Genomic DNA, 21,209 nt, shown 5'->3' with positions numbered 1-21,209 from the left:
CCCTCCCCCTTGTGGGGAGGGGTTAGGGGTGGGGGTACGTCGTAGAGCGAAAGCCTCGGCGTTCCATCTGCGATAGCCCTGCCCTCGAGGGGGAGATGTCGCCGAAGGCGACAGAGGGGTCGCCTATCCACGCGCGACGACCCCCTCTGGCCTGCCGGCCATCTCCCCCTCCTCTAGGAGGGAGATCGATGCGCCATGGCCTTCGCCCATCGCCAAGGGCATTTTGTGCCGGCCGCAGCAACTTTGTTCTTGCTTTGTGCCGGCAGCTATGCTACTAATTTGGGTATGGTGCCAATTGGCTCCAACGACCCGCCTCCCGAGGCGGGTTTTTGTTATTGCGCCATTCATGGCAAATGGCCCAGGCGGAATACGATTCCGTTGCGGCCAATCAGCTTTCGTCTCGTTAGAGGATCCTTCTGAATCGACGGTCGCGGAGTTTGACGCACTCCATCGTTCGAGCCTTCGGCCGGTTCACTCAATTCGATCCCGAACTGTCACTTCTTGCTTGGATCGTCTGCCGGGTTGACGTAGGTGATCTTGAATGGCCCCTCGCCATGAACCTGGATGATCGTATCGCTTGTCGTCCAGGCGAAGTGATTCATTCCGGCCGGCGCGACGCCGAAGCCGCCAGCAGTCAGTTCGACACCTTTCGCCTCGTCGAGCTTATCGCCCATTCCAATATGGAAGTTGCCGGAAAGCACCGTTACGTATTCCGTGGTGGGATGATTATGTGCGGCAATTTTGTAGCCGGCGGGTGTCTTCAACCGCAGCACATAGGCGCCCTCCTTTGAGGGGTCTCCAGCGACAACAGCCATTTCCGCGCCAGCGGGAATGACAGCTGGAGCAGGACCCCATTTGATGTCTTTGGCGTTCATCGGCATCTCATCGGCAAACAGAGACGCCGTCCCAACAACCAGCAGTGCCAGGGCAGAGGCAAGCTTGAGCATGACAATCTCCCAATGTCTGTAGAGGACGGCGTCGAGTATCGGCGCGCCGATCCACTTGCCACTTGGAGTCTATCAGGGCAGAGCGCCCGAACGCATCCTGCGAACGGGGGACGCGCATTCGCGGTAGCCGCGGAAGCTGCCGCTAAAAACATTTCCAGGTGAAACGATTTTGTTTGTATCACTGTAGGTGATCGGCCTCGCTAGCTTCCAGTGCCAGATTTGTCGACGGCAGAAGACGGCTTGACGGCCCCTGCCCGGCATCTGAACAGGACTGGCCTGCGGACGTGGCGAAATTGGTAGACGCAAGGGACTTAAAATCCCGTTCTAGTCCGTTGCACCCTCGCAACTAACCCCTCAACGCTTGTAATTCCCCGGTTTGCGCCGGGGTTTTTCATTTCATTTTAATCTCTCCACTCGTGCAACGGATTTTGTGGGAAACACGCCGTTGTGGGAATCGTGTGGCAAAAGGAGAACAGACGTTCATGGCCAAACCAAACCACATCAATCTGCAGGCCGGCACCGACGACGAGTTAGACAACTACGCCAAGGGTGGCTCCAGAAGAGGAAATCGAATTAAATCAGCACAATCTTAGAGGTGCGTGAGGCGGTTTCTCAAGCACCAGCACATGACTGCCAAGAGGTGATGTGTGAGTGCTCTTAACCTTGAACCCCTCGTCAGAAAGCGTTTCGATAAATTCGCCATCCGTTCCAGGCGGAACGCGGGCAACGACGTTCGAGGTGCGCCTCACAATATTGGAAAGCACCCTTCGTGCCTTGTCCGGGCCGATGTTGCGCTGCATGTGCTGATGGACGGCCAGCAGCAGGACGATATCGTATTTCGGTAGAAGGATATTACCGAGGCGCCGGCTGCCAAGATTCAGGCGATCGAACCGGGCATGCACCGGGGAGCCACTCAACAACATCTTTGCGGTCTCGATATGCGGCTTGGCAACGTCGATCCCATGGATCGAACTGGGTTTCAGCTTGGATATCTCATAGGCGACAACACCCATATTGCAGCCAACATCGAGAATGGATTTCCCAGCATAGTCGATCTCCAATGAGAATATCCCGTCCAGTCTATCCTCCCATGTTCCTGCAAAACCTCTTTGAACCTTGACCACCACAAATCATATACTCCTAATATTAGAGATCGCCGAAATATAGCGCTCGTTACCTTCTACTATTCATAAGTCGTGACCAAGAAAAGCCTGCCCCCCACAAAAACACAGAAAAACATCATGGACACCACGTTCAAGCGCGCTGCGAGGCGCCTTGCTGATCTCAACTTGCGGGAAACTAGGCGCCCGCATTGGAGTAGGAGAGGACGGTGTTTAGGACATCGCCTTCAAAGCTAGTCCAGCCAACCCCATTAACGCATCACGACCACGATCTCCTGGCAGTCGCCTGATGGCTCAGAACCGCAAGGGCATCCACCGTCTGATGCAGCACAGCGACGTCTGCGACATCGGCAAGTGGGAGGTCATAGAGGTGTGGCGCAGCATCCGCGAACACATCCCAGGACTGTCCGACACCGTGGTCTACACAACGCGGCATACGTGCTGCTCGTGGCAGATCATCCGTGGCATCGACATCCGGCGCGTCCAAATCTGGATGGGCCACAAGTCGATCCAGACCACCCCTGAACTACGCCCACCTCGCACCCAATCACTTGCTCGACAACCTGACCGCCCTCGAAGGTGGCGCGGCTCCGAGGCTCGTGGTAGTGAACGGCAAATCCTAGGCCGACCGTGTGGGAAACCATGCGGGAGACTGGTGGGATTTCCCCACAATGTGGGAGGTGGGCGTGGCGGAACTGGTATACGCAGCAGACTTAAAATCTGCCGGTGTTTCAAGCACTTACGGGTTCAAATCCCGTCGCCCACACCAACCCTCGCAACGGACTTAAAATCCCTCGATCTCCGATCGTACGGGTTCGATTCCCGTCGTCCGCACCAGATTTGGATTTGCCAAGACAGCTTAAGGGCGGTTCACTTTGCGGGACCGCAATTACCGACAGCTCGCGTGTTGAGCTTACCAGCCTTCAGGTCTGAAAGCTGCGGAATGGATGCATCAAATCCGGCGTATTTTTCGTAGACTTCCCTGTCCAACGAGATTTGCCGACCGGCGGCAGTAAAAGCGACCATCCCTGTAGTGCCGATATAGGCTCGCGCCGCTCGCATTCTGCAGAAGTATTTTTTCTCGCCGTTGGACACGAACCAGCCCAGCGAGCCTGATGCACCTCGCGACAGCTTGCCGGTCTTGTATCCTTTGCTTTGCAGGTTGGAATAGGATTCAGCGTGTGACGGGGTAATCGATGCCAGGAGAAAGACAGCCATCGAAGTCGCACCCAACCACTTCGGCAAGTTTTTGATAATCATAGATCTGTTCCCTTTCAGCTGCATCTCAGCCCGTTGCGGCAAAGCCGTTCACCCCCCGATCGGGTTCAGCTTCAAATGCTGGATCAGGATAATCGTCTTGGCGTCGATAATCCGACCGTCGTGGATGCCGGCCAGCGCCTCGTCGAGCGGCATTTCCAAAACTTCGATGTCTTCGCCTTCGTCATGCGCGCCGCCGCCGTCGGAAATGCGGTCGGCGGGCGAATAGCGGGCGACGAAGAACCAGAGCCGCTCGGTCACGCTGCCGGGGCTCATATAGGGCGAAAACAGCCGCTGCACGTCCTTCAGCCGATAGCCGAGTTCCTCCTCGGCCTCCTTGCGGATGCAGGTTTCGGGATCGTCTTCGTCGAGCAGGCCGGCGCAGGCCTCGATCAGCGGCTCCTTGTGGCCGGTGACGTAGGCCGGGTAGCGGAACTGCCGCACCAGAAGCACCGTCGAACGCTCCGGATCGAAAGGCAGGATCACCGCGCCGTCGCCGCGATCGTAGGTCTGGCGGGTGTGCGTTTCCCATTTGCCGTCGCGCCGGCGATAGTCGAAGACGGTCTTTTTCAAAACCGCCCACTCGTCGGAAAGGACTTCCTCAGAGCGGATGCGAATGCGATCTTCCATGGTGGACTCCCTGCTGCCGCGGCAAGGCGTAGCCGCGAACGGCGGTTCGTGCAATCGGGCCACCAATTGGTCCAGAGCACCGGTTCACCGTCTCGTGTCTGGCGCTGGCACAATCGGCTGCATAAATAGCGGCAACCCTTTCCGGAGTTTTTTATGACCTCATCGCTTTTCCAGCCGATCACCCTCGACGGCCTGACCTTCCCCAACCGCATCGCGGTCGCGCCGATGTGCCAGTATTCGGCCGAGGACGGCTCGGCCAGCGATTGGCACCTCTATCACTGGATGAACCTGGCGATGTCGGGCGCCGGCATGGTCACCGTCGAGATGACCGATGTCGAACGGCGCGGCCGCATCTCGCATGGCTGTCTCGGCCTCTATTCCGAGGACAACGAGGCGGCCGCGCGACGCACGCTGGATGCAGCCAAGCGTGTCGCCGCACCGGGCACGAAATTCGGCACGCAGCTTGCCCATGCCGGCCGCAAGGCCTCGAACCGCAAACCCTGGGAGGGCGGCGGCCCGCTGCATGCCGATCAAGATCCGTGGCCGATCGTGTCGGCCTCGGCCATCGCCTACGACACCGGCTGGCAGGTGCCGCGGGCGCTGGAGGACGACGAGATCCTGCAAATCATCGAACGCTTCGCAGAAGCGGCACGGCGGGCCGAGCGCGCCGGCTTCGACTTCATCGAGCTGCATGCCGCGCATGGCTATCTGATCTTCCAGTTCCTGTCGCCGCTCTCCAACCGGCGCACCGACCGCTGGGGCGGCTCGCTGGAAAACCGCATGCGTTTCGCCGTCGAGATCGCCAAGGCGGTGAAGAAGGCGGTGCCCAGGCTGATGCTGGGCGCGCGCCTGTCGATTAAGGAATGGGTCGACGGCGGCTTCGAGGTCGAGGATGCGATCGAAGTGACAAAAGCGCTGAAGGAAGCCGGCGTCGCCTATCTCTGCTGCTCGAGCGGCGGCAATTCACCGTTGCAGAAGCTGCCCTCCGGGCCCGGCTACCAGGTTCATCTGGCCGAAGCGGTGCGCAAGGCCGTCGGCATCCCGACGCGGGCCGTCGGCCTGATCGACGATCCGAAACAGGCCGAGGCGATCGTCGCCGACGGGCGCGCCGACATGGTGGCGCTGGCGCGCGCCTTCCTCGCCGATCCGCGCTGGGGCTGGCGCGCCGCGGCCACCTTTGGCGAAGAAATCCACCCGGCGCCGCAGCTTGCCCGCTCGGTGACAACGATGCAGCATTGGATGAAGGCGGCGACCTGACGGCGGGTTCTCACCTCGCTGGGCGGGGCATTACAGCTTCGCTTTGATCCTCTGCCGGTGTAGGGTGGCCGGGGCCGCGGCTGGGCGCGGCGGGTTGGGGGGAGCAGTGACATGTCGTTCAGGGGGATTTCCATTGCGGCTGCCGTCGCGGTTGCGGCCGGGCTGTCGTTCGCCTCATCGACACCGGCCGGGGCGCAATATTGCGAAGGCACGGTGCACGGACTTTCCAGGCACTACAATCTGGCGACGGGAAGCGGCTTTCTCGCCGTTCGAGCCCGACCGAACTCGTCGTCGCGCATGATCGGGCAATTATTCAACGGCGACCAAACCGAGATCTTCGACCGCCGCGGAAGCTGGTACAAGGTCGATTTCGGCGGCCGCACCGGCTGGGCGAATGCACGCTGGCTGCGCAACGACTGCGGCTATTGAGCTATTTTCGCCTGAGCTAAAATAGCAGTTGCAACCAAATCGGCCGCTCCGCGTTGGCGGCGATGATGGACAGCAAGCCATTTGAAAAGCCGGTCGTGGTCGAACTCGGCCATGTCGGCAAATATCGGCAGATCCGCAGCGCCCAGGAGGCGGCGGAGTGCTTGATGACGGTCTGGCCACTCAACCGCGGGCCGCGTCATCGTGATGCCCTCGACACTTGCCTAAAAGTGCTGGAAGGTTATCGTTCGACGGCGGATGCGCGCCGGGCACTGATCGAAGCCGCCAGGGAATCGGACGTGCTGGTCGCAGACGACAGGCTGCCAGACGACAGACTGGCCGACGACAGGCTGCATTGAGGCAACGGGCTTTCAACCGGAGGGTTTCATGGCGAAACTGACCTACAAGATCGTCGAGCATGACGGAGGCTGGGCCTACAAGGTCGGCTCGACATTCTCCGAAACGTTCCCCACCCATCAGGACGCCTTGCGCGCCGCCGAGATCGCTTCCGCCGAACAGCAGGTCGCCGGCAACACCGATGGCATCCAGTACGAGGACGCCGACGGCAAATGGCACGACGAGCTCGCGGACGGCCGCGACCGGCCGCAGACCGAGGTTTCGGATTAGGGTGTGCCGATATCCCAGTGATGCCGGCGTGCTTTACAGGTCGGTTTGGTAGCGCTACCGTCTCACATCGCGCGTGACCGGGGAGGAGCCTGGGCGCTGTCGCGGGCCAGGCAGGAAAGCGGTTTCCTTCGAAGTCGTTGCAGGAATCAATCGGGAGGAGATCGATGGCGTCTGTCGCAATCGGCGATGTCTACAAATCATTTGGGACCGTCGAGGTCCTGCACGGGGTCAGCGTCGATATAAACGACGGCGAGTTCGTCACGCTGGTCGGTCCTTCGGGTTGCGGAAAGTCGACCCTTCTCAGGATGATCGCCGGCCTGGAAAAGATCTCGCGCGGCCAGATCGCGATCGGCAAACGTGTCGTCAACAACGTTGCGCCAAAGGAGCGCGACGTCGCCATGGTCTTCCAGAACTATGCGCTCTATCCGCATATGACGGTCGCCGAGAACATGGCGTTCTCGCTGATGCTCAAGGGCGTTCCCAAGACGGAGAGCGATGCCGGCGTGCGGCGCGCGGCCGAAATCCTGGGACTGGTGCCGCTGCTCGACCGTTATCCGCGCCAGCTTTCCGGCGGCCAGCGCCAGCGCGTTGCCATGGGCAGGGCGATCGTGCGCGATCCGCAGGTTTTCCTGTTCGACGAGCCGCTGTCGAATCTCGATGCCAAGCTCCGGGTGCAGATGCGCGCCGAGATCAAGGAACTGCACCAGCGCCTGAAGACGACGACGGTCTACGTCACCCACGACCAGATCGAGGCGATGACCATGGCCGACAAGATCGTCGTCATGCATGACGGCATCGTCGAGCAGATCGGGCCGCCGCTCGAGTTGTACGACCGGCCGAACAATCTGTTTGTCGCCAGTTTCATCGGCTCGCCCGCCATGAACATGCTCAGAGGCGAGATCGTAAGCGACGGCTCGCCGTCATTTCGCGGCGCTGGCGGGATTTCGGTCCCGTTGGCCTCGGCACTTTCCATCGGCAATGGTGAGCCGGTCGTGCTGGGGATACGGCCCGAGCATTTACGGCTGTCCGACAATCAGGGCATTCCGGTCACCGTCGTGGTGGTCGAGCCTACAGGGTCCGAAGTGCAGCTCATCGGCCGCACCGCCGGCGGCGATGAGATCGTCGCAAATTTCCGCGAACGCCATTCCTTCACGCCGGGCGAAACCATCCGGCTTACGGCCGAGCCTGGCCTCATTCACCTCTTTCACGGCGAAACCGGACAGCGGTTCGAAACGCCCATCGGGCAGTAGGACGGCAAGGACAATAAGCAGGAGGAAGCGAGCATGAAATTCACCAGACGTGACGTGATCCGCACCACCGCCGGCGTTGCGGCGGGAGCCTTGGGAAGCCGGCTCATCGGCTCTCCCGCCTTTGCCCAGGAGGGGTTGAAATACAAGCCCGAGGACGGCGCCAAGCTCAGGCTGCTGCGCTGGTCGCCTTTCGTGCAGGGCGACGAGGATCAATGGCTGGCCAACACCAAACGCTTCACCGAAGCGACCGGCGTCGAGGTCCGCGTCGACAAGGAAAGCTGGGAGGACATCCGCCCCAAGGCGGCGGTCGCCGCCAATGTCGGCTCCGGCCCGGACCTGATGTTCGTCTGGTTCGACGACCCGCACCAATATCCCGACAAGCTGCACGACGTGACGGAGCTGGGGGAATATCTCGGCTCGAAATATGGCGGCTGGCACGATGGACCGCACCAATATGCGACACGGCAAGGCAAGTTCCTCGGCCTGCCGCTGGCGACCATCGGCAATGCCATCGTCTATCGTGAAAGCTGGGTGAAGGAGGCTGGCTTCTCCGAATTTCCGAAGGACACGGCAGGCCTGCTCGAGCTTTGCAAGGCATTGCAGGCGAAGGGGCACCCGGCCGGCTTCACGCATGGCCACGGCGTCGGCGATGGCAACAACTACGCCCACTGGCTGCTGTGGAGCCATGGCGGCCAGATGGTCGACGAGAGCAGCAAGGTGACGATCAACAGCCCCGAGACGCTGAAGGCGATCGAATACGCGCAGCAGCTCTACAAGACCTTCATTCCCGGTACCGAAAGCTGGCTCGACGTCAACAACAACCGCGCCTTCCTGGCCGGGCAATTGAGCGTCATCGCCAACGGCATTTCGGCCTACAACACCGCCAAGATCAACAAGGACAAGGATCCGAAACTGGCCGAGATGGCCAAGGACATCCGCACCACCAACCTGCCGATCGGCCCGGTCGGAAAATCCGTCGAGCTGTTCCAGGTGACCACGGCCGTGATCTTCGACTACACGCCCTACCCCAACGCCGCCAAGGCCTACCTGCAGTTCATGTTCGAGGATCCGCAAATGTCGCAGTGGATCACGTCGTCGGCAGGCTATTGCTGCCAGACGCTCAAAGCCTTCGACAACAACCCGGTGTGGACGGCCGATCCGAACAATGCCGCCTACGCCAAGGCCTCGGCGACGCTGCGGCCCAACGGCTATGCCGGCCCGCTTGGCTATGCCTCGGCAGCGACCATGGCCGATTATGTGCTGGTCGACATGTTCGCCAAGGCGGTGACAGGCCAGGCGACGCCGCAAGAAGCGATGGAAGAAGCCGAGAAGCGCGCCAACCGCTACTATCGCGTTTGAGCCGGTTCAGCCGGGCAGCCATGCTGCCCGGCTTCGAATCGCGCATGGCCGCCCGGCCGTTCAATGAGACCTTAGAGGAGCCGACCCATGGCCGTGACCTCCACTGCCGCTCAGCCACGCCGGTCGGCGCTGTCGCGCATTCTGACGTTCGTGTCCGAAAGTCATAACGCGCTTGGCTTCGGCTTCATGCTGCCGGCGGCGGCGCTGCTGCTGGTCTTCCTGACCTATCCGCTCGGGCTCGGCGTCTGGCTCGGCTTCACCGATGCCCGCATCGGCCGCCCCGGCATCTTCATCGGTATCGAGAACTACGAATATCTGTGGGATGACGCCGTCTTCTGGCTCTCGGTCTTCAACACCTTGCTCTACACGATCAGCGCCTCGATCCTGAAGTTTGCGCTCGGCCTGTGGCTGGCGCTTATCCTCAACCAGAACCTGCCGTTCAAGTCGTTCTTCCGCGCGATCGTCCTGCTGCCCTGGGTGGTGCCGACGGTGCTGTCGGCGATCGCCTTCTGGTGGATCTACGATTCGCAATTCTCGATCCTGTCCTGGGCGCTTATGGAAATGGGCCTGATCGACCATCGCATCAACTTCCTCGGCGATCCGGAGAATGCGCGGGCTTCGGTTATCGCCGCCAACGTCTGGCGCGGCATTCCTTTCGTGGCGATCACGCTGCTTGCCGGCCTGCAGACGATCCCGCAGTCGCTCTACGAGGCCGCCACGCTCGACGGCGCCAGCCGCTGGCAATTGTTCCGCTATGTGACGCTGCCGCTGCTGACGCCGATCATCGCCATCACCATGACGTTTTCGGTGCTGTTCACCTTCACCGACTTCCAGCTGATCTATGTGCTGACACGCGGCGGGCCGGTGAACGCCACGCATCTGATGGCGACGCTGTCGTTCCAGCGCGGCATTTCCGGAGGCCAGCTTGGCGAAGGCGCCGCGATCGCGGTCGCCATGATCCCGTTCCTGCTGGCGGCGATCCTGTTCAGCTATTTTGGCCTGCAACGCCGCAAATGGCAGCAGGGCGGCGGAGATTGACATGACCGCGATCGAAACGAGCAAACGCCCGGAACTCGACGAAGGCGGCATGGGCTACCTGCAGAGTTTGCCGCGCCGCGTGGTGACGGTCTACCTGCCGTTGCTGATCTTCGTCATCGTGCTGTTGTTTCCGTTCTACTGGATGACGATCACGGCGGTTAAGCCCAACCTCGAGATGACCGACTACGCCAATTTCAATCCGTTCTGGGTGGTGCATCCGACGCTCGAGCATATCCGCTACCTGCTCTTCGAGACATCCTATCCGGGCTGGCTGCTCAACACGATCATCATCTCGACCGCCGCCACGTTCCTGTCGCTGCTGGCTGCGGTGTTCGCTGCCTACGCGATCGAGCGCTTGCGGTTCTCCGGGGCGCGGCAGGTCGGCCTCGCGGTGTTCCTGGCCTATCTCGTGCCGCCCTCGATCCTGTTCATTCCGCTGTCGGTGATGGTGTTCAACCTTGGTCTTTACGACACGCCGTTCGCGCTCATCCTCACCTATCCGACCTTCCTGATCCCGTTCTGCACATGGCTGCTGATGGGTTATTTCCGCTCGATCCCGTTCGAGCTGGAAGAATGCGCGCTGATCGACGGGGCGAGCCGTTGGCAGATCCTCACCAAGATCGTGCTGCCGCTATCGGTGCCGGGGCTGATTTCCGCCGGCATCTTCGCATTCACGCTGTCATGGAACGAGTTCATCTACGCCTTGACCTTCATCCAGTCGTCCGAAAACAAGACTGTGCCGGTCGGCGTGCTCACCGAGCTGGTGCGCTCGGACGTCTATGAATGGGGGGCGCTGATGGCGGGAGCGCTGATCGGCTCGCTGCCGGTGGTGGTGCTCTATTCGTTCTTTGTCGAGCATTATGTTTCCTCGATGACCGGAGCCGTGAAGGAATAGCCGACGTGATTAAGTTCGGAGGTATTCCCGGCGGCCGGGATGCCCGGGGCGGGCACCCGGCCGGCCGAGACCGCGTTCCGGGAGGGTGTCAGCTGCTGGTGTCGGACTTCGGCGCAAATGCGCGGTCGGCAATGCGTTCGATGAAAGCGACGACCCGTTCCGGCTCGACGAATTGCGGCATGTGGCCAAGCCCCTCGACAGGTTCGAAATCGAGCCCGCTGATCTTTTCCATCAGCGGCCAGCCGTGGATATCGATGCCCAGCACGCGATCGGAAGCACCAAACAGAATGCCGGCCGGCAAGGTGATCTCGCCATAGCGTTGCTCGATGCGGCCAAGGTCGTGCGCGATCGCCACGACATCGGTCGATGTCGCGTAGAAATGGCTTGGCCTCAGCCCGCACCAGCCGCCGCCCTCGACCATATAGTCGGCCGGCGCCGTCTGCGGCGCGAAAATGAAGGCAAGCGTCGCTTCGGCATATTTGAGAGCCGCCGGGATCGCCACCGTACAAGCCATGATCCGGCGCCGCAGCGGCGACTTAATGTACAGCGGGCCGAACTTCTCGCGCGCGTCCGGCTCCAGATGGGTCAGCGGTGCCAGCAAGGCGATGCCGGAAATCGCCTCTGGATGCTCGACAGCCAGCGTCAGCGCGATGGCGCCACCCAGCGAATGACCGACGACCAACGGCTTTTCCAGCCCAAGCGCGTCGATAAAATGCCGCACGACCTCGGCCTGCTCGGACAGCCGTCCGCTGGCGGCCCTGGCCCGCACCGAATAGCCGGAGCCCGGGCGGTCGAGCGCGATCAGCCGATAGTTTGGGCCGAACCGTCCGAACAGCGTGTGGCCGAATTGATGAAGCTGCGCGCCGAGGCCGTGCAGGAAGACGATCGGCCGCCCCTCGCCCGTCTCGACATAATGGATGCGGTTGCCGTCGATCTCGATGAATTTGCCACTGGCCGGCACCAGCCTTTCGGCCTTCGCCGCGATCCGCAGCGTCGCCAGCAGCGGATAGGCTGCCACGACGAGCGCCAGCAGAAACAGCGCGCCGGGTAGCCATAGCAGAATTGATACCGGCATCTTTCCCTCAGCGCCCAAACCGGCGCAGCATCACCCGCCGACGGCTCCACTGCAAGGGAGGTGGCACAGGTGGATCCGTCGTTTGGCGGCATTGCCGCCGGCCGTTTGCCGCGCTATCTCAGGCGACCCGTTTGCCGGAGCCTGCCATGACCGAAATCGTCACCGCCGCCATGCTCGTCATCGGCGACGAGATTCTGTCCGGCCGAACCAAGGACAAGAACATCGGCCACCTCGCCGACATCATGACGGCGATCGGCATCGACCTGAAGGAAGTCCGCATCGTTCCCGACGAAGAAGACGAGATCGTCGCTGCGGTGAATGCGCTGCGCACCCGCTATACTTATGTCTTCACCACCGGCGGCATCGGCCCGACGCATGACGACATCACCGCCGATTCGGTTGCCAAGGCCTTTGGCGTGCCATGCGAATACGACGCCAAGGCCTACGCCCTGCTGGAGGCAAGCTACGCCGCCCGCGGCATCGAATACACCGAAGCGCGCAAGCGCATGGCGCGGATGCCGCGCGGGGCAGACCACATCGATAATCCAGTGTCGGTTGCACCGGGCTTTCGCATTGGCAACGTCCATGTCATGGCCGGCGTGCCGGCGATTTTCCAGGCGATGCTCGACAATGTCGTGCCGACATTGCGAGCCGGCACCAAAATGCTGTCGGCAACCGTGGAATGCCCGTTCGGCGAAGGCCTGATCGGCGGGCCGCTGGGCGACATCCAGAAGGCGCATCCGGACACGATCATCGGCTCCTACCCGAAATATGGCGACGGCAAGTTCTGGACGGAACTGGTGGTGCGCGCCCGCAGCCAGCAGGCGCTGGACTCCGCACGCGCAGACGTAGAGGCTATGGTGGCGGGCTTGATCAAGGCAAGCCGAGTGGGCTGATCGGCCGGCCTGACGGAACCAGCATCGCGCAGTGACGTTTGTCACGGATGGGATCGCCGTAAGAAGTGAGGGACTGCCATGCGCTTCAAGACCATCGTCGCCATACTACAGAACGAACAGGATGCCGAGCGCGTCCTCGACTGCGCGATCCCGCTGGCAGGCCGGTTCCAGAGCCATCTGATCGGCATCCATGCCGAGGCGCTGCCCGTGCCCTACACCTCTGCCACCGGCTTTCCGGACACCGAGTTCCTGCAGGTTTCCGCCGATATGAACCGGGAGCGCGCCGAGAAGTTGCAGGCCGCCTTTCACAAGCGCATTGAGAATTCCGGGCTGTCGTTCGAGTGGCGCAGTCTCGAGAGTTTTTCCGGCGACAGTGCGCTGACCGGCATCTCGACCGTTCGCACCGCGGACCTGATTATCGCCGCGCAGCGCGAATCGGGCAGCGACCCGAGCGCCGACGTCGACACCCTGGTCTACGATGCCGGCCGGCCGGTGCTGGTGGTACCGCATTCGGGTTCGCTGGTGACCAGCTTCAAGCATGTGCTGCTCGCCTGGAACGGCAGCAAGGAAGCCGCGCGCGCCGCCTTCGATGCCCTGCCCTTCATTATCGAGGCCGAAAAGACGGACATCGTCGTCATCGACCCGCCCGATACGCTCGACGAGGCGCCGGAAACAGCCGGCGCCGAGATCGCCGCCTCGCTGTCCAGGCATGGCGCGACCGTCAGTGTCTCGGTGCTGAGGTCCGGCGGCGCCTCGGTCGACGACATCATCCAGACCAGGGTCGCCGAGTCGGGTGCGGACCTGCTCGTGCTCGGCGCCTACAGCCATTCCTGGCTGCGCCAGCTGCTGTTCGGCGGCGTGACGCGAACGGTGCTGCGCACCGCCCCGGTGGCGGCTTTCCTGTCGCGGTAGGTTCACAGGGATAGCTGGCAGGACAATCGCTTTGCCGCGCCCTTGCCAAAGCCAAGCCTTTCCAGTTAATTCCGCGCGCATTCCATAGTGTCTGCGCGCGATGCGCGCTTTGCGGAGTGCGCGAAAGATGTCCCTGCCCGAAAAAGCCTTCCCGGTCTCCTGGGACCAGTTCCACCGCGATGCGCGCGCGCTCGCCTGGCGGCTTGCCGGCGCCAACAAGGGGCAATGGAAGGCGATCGTCTGCATCACGCGCGGCGGCCTGGTTCCGGCGGCTATCATTTCGCGCGAACTTGGCATCCGCATCATCGAGACGGTCTGCGTCGCCTCCTACCACGATTATACCAGCCAGGGCCAATTGCAGGTGCTGAAGGAGGTCACGCCGGCGCTGCTCGCCGATGACGGGGCCGGCGTGCTGATCATCGACGACCTCACCGACACCGGCAAGACGGCGGGCATCGTGCGCGCGATGATGCCCAGGGCGCATTTCGCCACCGTCTATGCCAAGCCGAAAGGCAGGCCGATGGTCGACACTTTCGTCACCGAGGTCAGCCAGGACACCTGGATCTATTTCCCCTGGGACATGGGCTTCACCTACCAGAAGCCGATCGCCGACGACCACGCCGGCTGATTCGCGGCAGCGCCGCTTGATGCACCGAGTCCGCCCAGAGGACCTCCGCACACCGATAAAGGCGTGGCGCGACGCTGCTGCAGTCGCGCCATTAGGCTGAGATCGGCGCAGATTGACGGAATCTGGCCGATCCGTGAAACATTTTTTACTTTCATTGCTTATAATTAGCCGTAAGATTCGTGAGACGGCAAATGATTCTGGAAGCTGGGGCAAGCTTCTCCGATGTTGACGAGGCCAACGACGCACAACCATAAGGCCGAAAGGGTCCGGCGACTCTTAGGCGCGGTGCCGTACCGCCTGCAAGTTGCAGCCCTGCCTTGGCGCGATAGCGGGGACGGCGTCGAAATCATGCTGATCACCAGCCGCGATACCGGCCGCTGGGTGCTTCCCAAGGGCTGGCCGGAAGCAAAGGAGCCGCTCTGTGAAGCGGCGGCACGCGAAGCGGGCGAGGAGGCCGGGCTGCGCGGCACGATCTCGCATCACGAGGCCGGCCGTTATTTCTACGCCAAGGTGCTGGATTCCGGCGAGGAAGTGCCGTGCGAGGTGCTGGTCTTCCCGCTGCAGGTCGACAAGGTCGCCGACCGATGGAAGGAAAAGCGGGCACGCACCCGCAAGTGGGTCAGCGCCGCCGAAGCTGTGCGCATGGTCAACGAACCCGACCTCAGCCAGATCATCGCCCATTTCTGCGCCGATCCACGCCGGTTCTCCTGAGCCCGAGCGGCGCATAGCCGCGGTCAGGTCCGGCGAACGCCATCGCCGAAGCACCTCCGCGCGGCGCCGAACCTTCCTCGCCGCGCTCCGCTTCTATCCCCGTTATCCACATATGTGACACACAAGATGTTGGGGTCATAAAAGCTACGCAAACGAATCCTTGACGGCGCAAAACGAGTCGCCTTTTATAGGCCATGCGCTCTTGTTGAGAGTGCGACCGGAAAAGTTTCGAGGCCGGTCTTTTTCCCGGAATATGTGCGTTTTGATCCGCATTCCCGCCTGTTTACGAGGCCGGCGAATGCGTGGGATTTTGAAGCCTTGGGGGGCGAAAGGGGAGGATTGTCGGACTTGAATAAATTGTCTGTTAATACTATATTTAGTGTTTGCAGGTAGGTTCGACGCTAGATAATGTGAAGTTCCCTCGACCGAGGGCGTTACAAAAAGTTTTCAGTTTTGAGGGACCCACAGGGTCCGTGAGCGCGTCGGACAGCGGCCTCGCAAGAGGTTCGACCGGCAGGGCGGCGGAGACTGTGAAGATGAGGGCCGGCGGGTTTCGAACGCCGGCAGACGGCGGACATGCGCGTTTCCTCAAGAGGGCAGAAATCCTCTGGGAAAAGCGCTATATGTAGACAAAAGGGACCGGACCAATGCGCATCGAGCGTCGTTTCACCAAGCCAGGGCAATCAGCTTACGCGGAGATCGAATTCCGCAAGGCGCTTTCCGAGATCAAGAATCCGGATGGATCGGTGGTGTTCCGCTTGGACAACATCGACGTGCCGGCGCAGTTCTCCCAAGTTGCCGCCGATATCCTGGCGCAGAAATATTTCCGCAAGGCGGGCGTCCCGGCACGGCTGAAGAAGGTCGAAGAGACGCAAGTCCCCTCCTTCCTGTGGCGCTCCGTCGCCGACGAGGCTGAACTGGCCAAGCTGCCGGAAGCCGAGCGCTACGGTTCCGAGATCGACGCCCGCCAGGTCTTCGACCGGCTTGCCGGTACCTGGACCTATTGGGGCTGGAAGGGCGGCTACTTCAAGTCGGAGGAAGACGCGCGCGCCTTCCGCGACGAGCTCGCCTATATGCTGGCCACCCAGCGCGTCGCGCCGAACTCGCCGCAATGGTTCAACACCGGCCTGCACTGGGCCTATGGCATCGACGGCCCGAGCCAGGGCCACTTCTATGTCGACCCGTTCACCGGCAAGCTGACCAAGTCGAAGTCTTCCTACGAGCATCCGCAGCCGCATGCCTGCTTCATCCAGGGCGTGCAGGACGACCTCGTCAACGAGGGCGGCATCATGGATTTGTGGGTGCGTGAGGCGCGCCTGTTCAAATATGGCTCCGGCACCGGCTCCAACTTCTCGTTCCTGCGCGGCGAAGGCGAAAAGCTGTCGGGCGGCGGCCGCTCGTCGGGGCTGATGAGCTTCCTCAAGATCGGCGACCGCGCGGCGGGCGCCATCAAGTCGGGCGGCACGACGCGTCGCGCCGCGAAAATGGTCATCGTCGACGCCGATCACCCAGATATCGAGGAATTCATCGACTGGAAGGTCAATGAGGAGCAGAAGGTCGCCTCGCTGGTCACCGGCTCGAAGATCGTCAAGAAGCATCTCGAAGCGATCATGAAGGTCTGCATCAACTGCGAAGGCAATGGCGACGATTGCTTCGACCCGGCGGTCAACACCGCACTGAAGCGCGAGATCAAGGCGGCCAAGAAGGACGCGGTGCCGGAGAACTACATCTACCGCGTCATCCAGTTTGCAAAGCAGGGCTACACCTCGATGTCGTTCAAGACCTACGACACCGACTGGGATTCGGACGCCTATCTCACCGTTTCCGGCCAGAATTCCAACAATTCGGTGTCGCTGAAGGACGATTTCCTGCGCGCCGTCGAGCAGGACGGCGACTGGCATCTTACCGCCCGCAAGGACGGCAAGGTGCTGAAGACGCTGAAGGCGCGCGATCTCTGGGAAAAGATCGGCTATGCCGCCTGGGCGTCGGCCGATCCGGGCCTGCATTTCAACACGACGATGAACGACTGGCACACCTGCGCCTCGGCCGGTGCGATCCGGGCGTCCAACCCGTGCTCGGAATACATGTTCCTCGACGACACCGCCTGCAATCTGGCCTCGATCAACCTTCTGCCCTACCGCAATGCCGACGGCACGATCGACATCGCAGCCTACGAGCACACGGTGCGGCTGTGGACCATGGTGCTGGAAATCTCCGTCATGATGGCGCAGTTCCCGTCGAAGGAGATCGCCAAGCTTTCCTACGAGTACCGCACGCTCGGCCTCGGCTACGCCAATATTGGCGGCCTGCTGATGACCTCGGGTATTCCCTATGATTCCGACGAGGGCCGCGCCATCTGCGCCGCCCTCACCGCGATCATGACCGGCACGGCCTATGCCACTTCGGCCGAAATGGCCGCCGAGCTCGGCGCCTTCCCCGACTACGACCGCAACGCGCAGAACATGCTGCGCGTCATGCGCAACCACCGCCGCGCGGCGTATGGCGAAAGGGACGGCTACGAGAAGCTCGCCGTCAATCCGGTGCCGCTGGTCGCCTCGGATCTCAGGCAGCAGGAGCTTGCCGACCACGCCAAGGCCGCATGGGACCGCGCCATCGAGCTCGGCGAGGAGCATGGCTACCGCAACGCACAGGCAACGGTGATCGCACCGACCGGCACGATCGGCCTGGTGATGGATTGCGACACCACCGGCATCGAGCCCGACTTCGCGCTGGTAAAATTCAAGAAGCTGGCCGGCGGCGGTTATTTCAAGATCATCAACCGCGCGGTGCCCGAAGCGCTGCGCACGCTCGGCTATTCCGAGAGCCAGATCGCCGAGATCGAGGCCTATGCCGTCGGCCACGGCAATCTCAACCAGGCGCCGGGCATCAATCCCGGCTCGCTCAAGGCAAAAGGCTTTACCGACGAAAAGATCGCAGCGCTCAACGCCGCATTGAAGTCGGCCTTCGACATCAAATTCGTCTTCAACCAGTGGACGCTGGGCGCCGACTGGGTGAAGGAGACGTTCGGCTTCACCGACGAGCAGCTCAACGATTTCTCGTTCGAGATGCTGTCGGCGCTTGGTTTTTCGAAGAAAGATATCGAGGCCGCCAACATCCATGTCTGCGGGGCGATGACGCTGGAAGGCGCGCCGTTCCTGAAGGCCGAACACCTGCCGGTGTTCGACTGCGCCAGCCCGTGCGGCAAGATCGGCAAGCGTTCGCTGTCGATCAACAGCCACATCATGATGATGGCGGCGGCGCAGCCCTTCATCTCCGGCGCCATTTCCAAGACCATCAACATGCCGAACGACGCAACGGTGGAAGATGCCAAGGGCGCCTACATGCTGTCGTGGAAGCTGGCGCTGAAGGCCAACGCGCTCTATCGCGACGGCTCGAAGCTGTCGCAGCCGCTCAACGCCTCGCTGCTTGCCGACGTCGAAGACGACGAGGACGAAGCCATCGAGCAGCTGATCGCGGCGCCGGCCGCGCAGCGCGCGGTGCAGGTGACCGAGAAGATCGTCGAGCGCGTCGTCGAGCGTCTCTACCGCGACCGCGAGAAACTGCCGAACCGCCGCAAGGGCTATACCCAGAAGGCGGTCGTCGGCGGCCACAAGGTCTATCTCAGGACCGGCGAGTTCGATGACGGCCGCCTCGGCGAGATCTTCATCGACATGCACAAGGAAGGTGCCGCTTTCCGGGCGATGATGAACAACTTCGCCATCGCCATCTCGCTCGGCCTGCAATATGGCGTGCCGCTCGACGAATATGTCGAGGCTTTCACCTTCACCAAGTTCGAGCCGGCCGGCATGGTGCAAGGCAATGACGCCATCAAGAACGCCACGTCGATCCTCGACTATGTCTTCCGCGAACTCGCCGTCTCCTATCTCGGCCGCAACGACCTCGCCCATGTCGACCAGTCGGACTTCGACAAGACTGCGCTCGGGCGCGGCATCAACGAAGGCAAGGCAACGCCCTTCTCCAAGGGCCTGACCCGCGGCGCCTCGCCGGTCAAGCTGGTGTCGGGCATGGGTGCCGAGCCGAAAGGCTTTGCGGGTTCCGGCTCCGGAACTCCGGCCCGTACCGCCCCGACCGCCTTCTCCGGCTCCAACGTGCTGACGCTGAAGCCGGCCAGCGACGAAGCCATCGCCTACAAGCGCGACTACGAGGAGCGCGCCAGGGAACTGGTCGAGGACATCGTCTACGCGGAAGCCTCCGACCCGACGGAGCTGTTCACCGACGAGGCGGCGAAAGAAGCAGCCGAAGCCAAAGCACTTGCCGCCAACCGGCGCCAGCAATCACTGATGCAGGGCTACACCGGCAACGAATGCTCGGAATGCCATAACTTCACGATGGTGCGGAACGGGACTTGCGAGAAGTGCGATACTTGCGGGGCGACGAGCGGGTGTAGCTGAGGATCGATGCCGCGTGAGAACCAGCACTATGTTCCACAATTCCTTCTGCGCAATTTTTGCGCAGAAGGACAATGTCATGTCTTTGACAAATCGACCTGCAAAGAATTTCGAACTAACCCACGCAATATTATGGGCGAAGCGGATTATAATGTAGTCCGCTTAAAAGGTAATTTTTACCTGGATTTCGAAAGCAAGTTCACCCAAGTAGAGAACCTAGCAAAACCTGTTCTTGAAAGCATAATAGCTAACGAGACCGTATCTGCCTTAAGCCCCATGGATTTGGCAACGCTGTGTTGTTTTGTGGTTGTGCAGCACCTTCGCTCGAAGTCGTCGCGTCAAAGCTACTCTGGCATATTTCAAGATGTCAAACTTCGGTTCCCCGATCTGAAAACGAACGACATTCCCGAGCATTTTTCGGACGAAGAATATGAAAAATTTTGTCTCCTTAAAATGAACCTCGATAAATTGGATGAGATTGCAGGACACTTGACAACCAAGAAATTGATCTTGCTAAAAAAGTGTTGCGCCGGAGAATTATACATCTCAGACAATCCACTCGTAATGCACAATTACAACGACTTTGGACCGTACGGAAATATTGGACTGGGTGTACCAGGGATCGAAATTTATTTACCGATATCTTCGGATCTCGTCCTAGGTTTTTTGTGTCCTACGATCATCGACGGCTTTCATAAAGAACGTGCCAAGGCAGAGCAAAAAATAAGTGAAATCCAACTGAAGGTTTTCGTGGATGGCGCTCTTCCGCTTCAAAGCGGTGTGTCAGTGATTTTAGATGCGAAGGAAAGGTTAGAACAGGCAAAAATGAAAATCGCAATGCTTGTCGATTCTCAATACGCGCCGATATCCAAGGACATCCTTATTTTTCTGAATGCTCTTCAAATACAATGGGCTAACAGATTTATCGCAGCACGGAGGAAGGATTTTTCCTTTGCGCATAAAGTAATGAAGGAAAAACCTCACTGGCGTGAGCACCCGCGAATTGAAGTAGCTTAAAATTAAGCCCCACCAGCGGCAAAATCATCCGTGCCGGCGACTAGCCGCGAGGGACGTGTTCGCCTCTCCCCTTCTACCCTTGTGGGAGAAGGTGGCCTCGCGAAGCGAGGTCGGATGAGGGGTGCTCCAGCTTGGCACCGGCGGCGCTCCGTCCAACACCCCTCAACCGTCTCGGCGCTCCGCGCCGAGCCACCTTCTCCCACAGGGGGAGAAGGGAAGAGCGCGCTACCGCCAAGGCTGCAAACTCTCGTCCCGTACGTAGGCGATGATGGTATCGCAGACGGCGTTCAGATCCCGCAGCACGTCATCGTTCCAGAAGCGCAGCACGCGAAAGCCCCTCGCCTTCAATTCGGCATCCCGCTCCCGATCATAGCCCGAATCCGCGTGCTGGCTGCCGTCGATCTCGACAATCAGCCTGCCCTCGGCGCAAACGAAATCGGCGATGAACCGGCCGACCGGGACCTGACGCCGGAATTTGATGCTGTCGAGCTTGCGTCCGCGCAGCTCATGCCACAGGCGGTCTTCCGCCTCGGTCGGCTCGCGTCGCATAGAGCGGGCGAAACGACGCTTGGTCGGCGCGACGGGCTGGTGCGGCATGGGACGAGGGTATCCAATCTGGGCATGACGTCCAAGGAATTTGAGACCAAGTGTGGAAAACCGAGCGCTATCCCTTCTCCCCTTGTGAGGGCTTTGCATGAAGGGTGTGCTTAACCTGATTGGCCTACTGGGCGTCTTTTGAAGGCGTCTAAGGCCT

At 61.0% G+C, this 21,209-nt stretch carries 20 protein-coding genes and 1 tRNA gene; 15 read left to right on the top strand and 6 right to left on the bottom strand.

Annotation, left to right across the window (positions count from 1 at the left end; all coding sequences use genetic code 11):
• Positions 1–494 precede the first annotated feature (494 nt).
• Both NKH33_RS32460 and NKH33_RS32455 read right to left on the bottom strand, forming a co-directional pair.
• A complete protein-coding gene (locus NKH33_RS32460; RefSeq protein ID WP_352453477.1) occupies positions 495–947 on the bottom strand; it encodes a cupin domain-containing protein in 453 nt (150 codons plus the stop codon).
• Between the two features lie 578 nt (positions 948–1,525).
• Complete coding sequence (locus tag NKH33_RS32455) at positions 1,526–2,008, bottom strand: class I SAM-dependent methyltransferase (RefSeq protein ID WP_352923602.1); 483 nt, start codon at positions 2,006–2,008, stop codon at positions 1,526–1,528.
• Between the two features lie 740 nt (positions 2,009–2,748).
• On the opposite strand from NKH33_RS32455, the gene NKH33_RS32450 reads away from it, so the two are divergent.
• Positions 2,749–2,837, top strand: a tRNA-Leu gene (locus NKH33_RS32450).
• 101 nt (positions 2,838–2,938) lie between these two features.
• Here the strand turns inward: NKH33_RS32450 and NKH33_RS32445 are convergent.
• Together NKH33_RS32445 and NKH33_RS32440 are read right to left on the bottom strand one after the other, a co-directional pair.
• The gene (locus NKH33_RS32445) at positions 2,939–3,328 is read right to left on the bottom strand and encodes a hypothetical protein (protein WP_352772681.1); all 390 of its coding nucleotides are present in this window, start codon (positions 3,326–3,328) and stop codon (positions 2,939–2,941) included.
• Positions 3,329–3,376: 48 nt separating this feature from the next.
• The gene (locus NKH33_RS32440; RefSeq protein ID WP_352541399.1) at positions 3,377–3,955 is read right to left on the bottom strand and encodes an NUDIX domain-containing protein; all 579 of its coding nucleotides are present in this window, start codon (positions 3,953–3,955) and stop codon (positions 3,377–3,379) included.
• A gap of 153 nt (positions 3,956–4,108) precedes the next feature.
• Between NKH33_RS32440 and NKH33_RS32435 the strand changes: the two genes are divergently transcribed.
• The 8 genes from NKH33_RS32435 (at position 4,109) to NKH33_RS32400 (ending at position 10,807) form a co-directional block, all read left to right on the top strand.
• Positions 4,109–5,212 carry an NADH:flavin oxidoreductase/NADH oxidase gene (locus tag NKH33_RS32435; protein WP_352923598.1) on the top strand — a complete coding sequence of 368 codons (1,104 nt, stop codon included), beginning with the start codon at positions 4,109–4,111 and terminating at the stop codon, positions 5,210–5,212.
• A gap of 111 nt (positions 5,213–5,323) precedes the next feature.
• Positions 5,324–5,641 (top strand): SH3 domain-containing protein, encoded by a 318-nt coding sequence (locus tag NKH33_RS32430; protein ID WP_352772685.1) that lies wholly within the window; start codon positions 5,324–5,326, stop codon positions 5,639–5,641.
• A gap of 62 nt (positions 5,642–5,703) precedes the next feature.
• The gene (locus NKH33_RS32425) at positions 5,704–5,997 is read left to right on the top strand and encodes a DUF982 domain-containing protein (protein ID WP_352453484.1); all 294 of its coding nucleotides are present in this window, start codon (positions 5,704–5,706) and stop codon (positions 5,995–5,997) included.
• A 28-nt stretch (positions 5,998–6,025) separates the two neighbouring features.
• A complete protein-coding gene (locus NKH33_RS32420; protein WP_023674770.1) occupies positions 6,026–6,265 on the top strand; it encodes a DUF2188 domain-containing protein in 240 nt (79 codons plus the stop codon).
• 164 nt (positions 6,266–6,429) lie between these two features.
• Positions 6,430–7,515 carry an ABC transporter ATP-binding protein gene (locus NKH33_RS32415; RefSeq protein ID WP_352772688.1) on the top strand — a complete coding sequence of 362 codons (1,086 nt, stop codon included), beginning with the start codon at positions 6,430–6,432 and terminating at the stop codon, positions 7,513–7,515.
• A 33-nt stretch (positions 7,516–7,548) separates the two neighbouring features.
• Entirely contained in the window at positions 7,549–8,874 is a 1,326-nt protein-coding gene (locus tag NKH33_RS32410) for an ABC transporter substrate-binding protein (RefSeq protein WP_352923595.1), read from the top strand.
• Positions 8,875–9,060: 186 nt separating this feature from the next.
• Positions 9,061–9,912 carry a carbohydrate ABC transporter permease gene (locus tag NKH33_RS32405; RefSeq protein ID WP_376705884.1) on the top strand — a complete coding sequence of 284 codons (852 nt, stop codon included), beginning with the start codon at positions 9,061–9,063 and terminating at the stop codon, positions 9,910–9,912.
• Position 9,913: 1 nt separating this feature from the next.
• Positions 9,914–10,807 carry a carbohydrate ABC transporter permease gene (locus NKH33_RS32400; protein WP_023674766.1) on the top strand — a complete coding sequence of 298 codons (894 nt, stop codon included), beginning with the start codon at positions 9,914–9,916 and terminating at the stop codon, positions 10,805–10,807.
• Positions 10,808–10,895: 88 nt separating this feature from the next.
• On the opposite strand, the gene NKH33_RS32395 is transcribed toward NKH33_RS32400, so the two are convergent.
• Positions 10,896–11,882 (bottom strand): alpha/beta fold hydrolase, encoded by a 987-nt coding sequence (locus NKH33_RS32395; protein WP_352923591.1) that lies wholly within the window; start codon positions 11,880–11,882, stop codon positions 10,896–10,898.
• A gap of 146 nt (positions 11,883–12,028) precedes the next feature.
• Between NKH33_RS32395 and NKH33_RS32390 the strand changes: the two genes are divergently transcribed.
• The 6 genes from NKH33_RS32390 (at position 12,029) to NKH33_RS32365 (ending at position 20,455) form a co-directional block, all read left to right on the top strand.
• Complete coding sequence (locus NKH33_RS32390; protein ID WP_352748193.1) at positions 12,029–12,778, top strand: competence/damage-inducible protein A; 750 nt, start codon at positions 12,029–12,031, stop codon at positions 12,776–12,778.
• Between the two features lie 78 nt (positions 12,779–12,856).
• Positions 12,857–13,690 (top strand): universal stress protein, encoded by an 834-nt coding sequence (locus NKH33_RS32385; protein WP_352923588.1) that lies wholly within the window; start codon positions 12,857–12,859, stop codon positions 13,688–13,690.
• Between the two features lie 127 nt (positions 13,691–13,817).
• A complete protein-coding gene (gene gpt, locus NKH33_RS32380) occupies positions 13,818–14,318 on the top strand; it encodes a xanthine phosphoribosyltransferase (RefSeq protein ID WP_352481145.1) in 501 nt (166 codons plus the stop codon).
• Positions 14,319–14,540: 222 nt separating this feature from the next.
• The gene (locus NKH33_RS32375; RefSeq protein WP_352772702.1) at positions 14,541–15,029 is read left to right on the top strand and encodes an NUDIX hydrolase; all 489 of its coding nucleotides are present in this window, start codon (positions 14,541–14,543) and stop codon (positions 15,027–15,029) included.
• Between the two features lie 647 nt (positions 15,030–15,676).
• Positions 15,677–19,441 carry a vitamin B12-dependent ribonucleotide reductase gene (locus NKH33_RS32370; RefSeq protein WP_352923585.1) on the top strand — a complete coding sequence of 1,255 codons (3,765 nt, stop codon included), beginning with the start codon at positions 15,677–15,679 and terminating at the stop codon, positions 19,439–19,441.
• A 6-nt stretch (positions 19,442–19,447) separates the two neighbouring features.
• Complete coding sequence (locus NKH33_RS32365) at positions 19,448–20,455, top strand: DUF4238 domain-containing protein (protein ID WP_352923583.1); 1,008 nt, start codon at positions 19,448–19,450, stop codon at positions 20,453–20,455.
• Between the two features lie 225 nt (positions 20,456–20,680).
• Here the strand turns inward: NKH33_RS32365 and NKH33_RS32360 are convergent, their stop codons facing one another.
• Positions 20,681–21,052 carry an endonuclease domain-containing protein gene (locus NKH33_RS32360; protein ID WP_352467292.1) on the bottom strand — a complete coding sequence of 124 codons (372 nt, stop codon included), beginning with the start codon at positions 21,050–21,052 and terminating at the stop codon, positions 20,681–20,683.
• Positions 21,053–21,209: the final 157 nt, after the last annotated feature.

It is taken from the genome of Mesorhizobium sp. M1182, from assembly GCF_040318335.1.
Classification (GTDB): domain Bacteria; phylum Pseudomonadota; class Alphaproteobacteria; order Rhizobiales; family Rhizobiaceae; genus Mesorhizobium.
The sequence above is the reverse complement of the archived record's forward strand: the minus strand, read 5'-3'. Positions and strand labels throughout refer to the sequence as shown.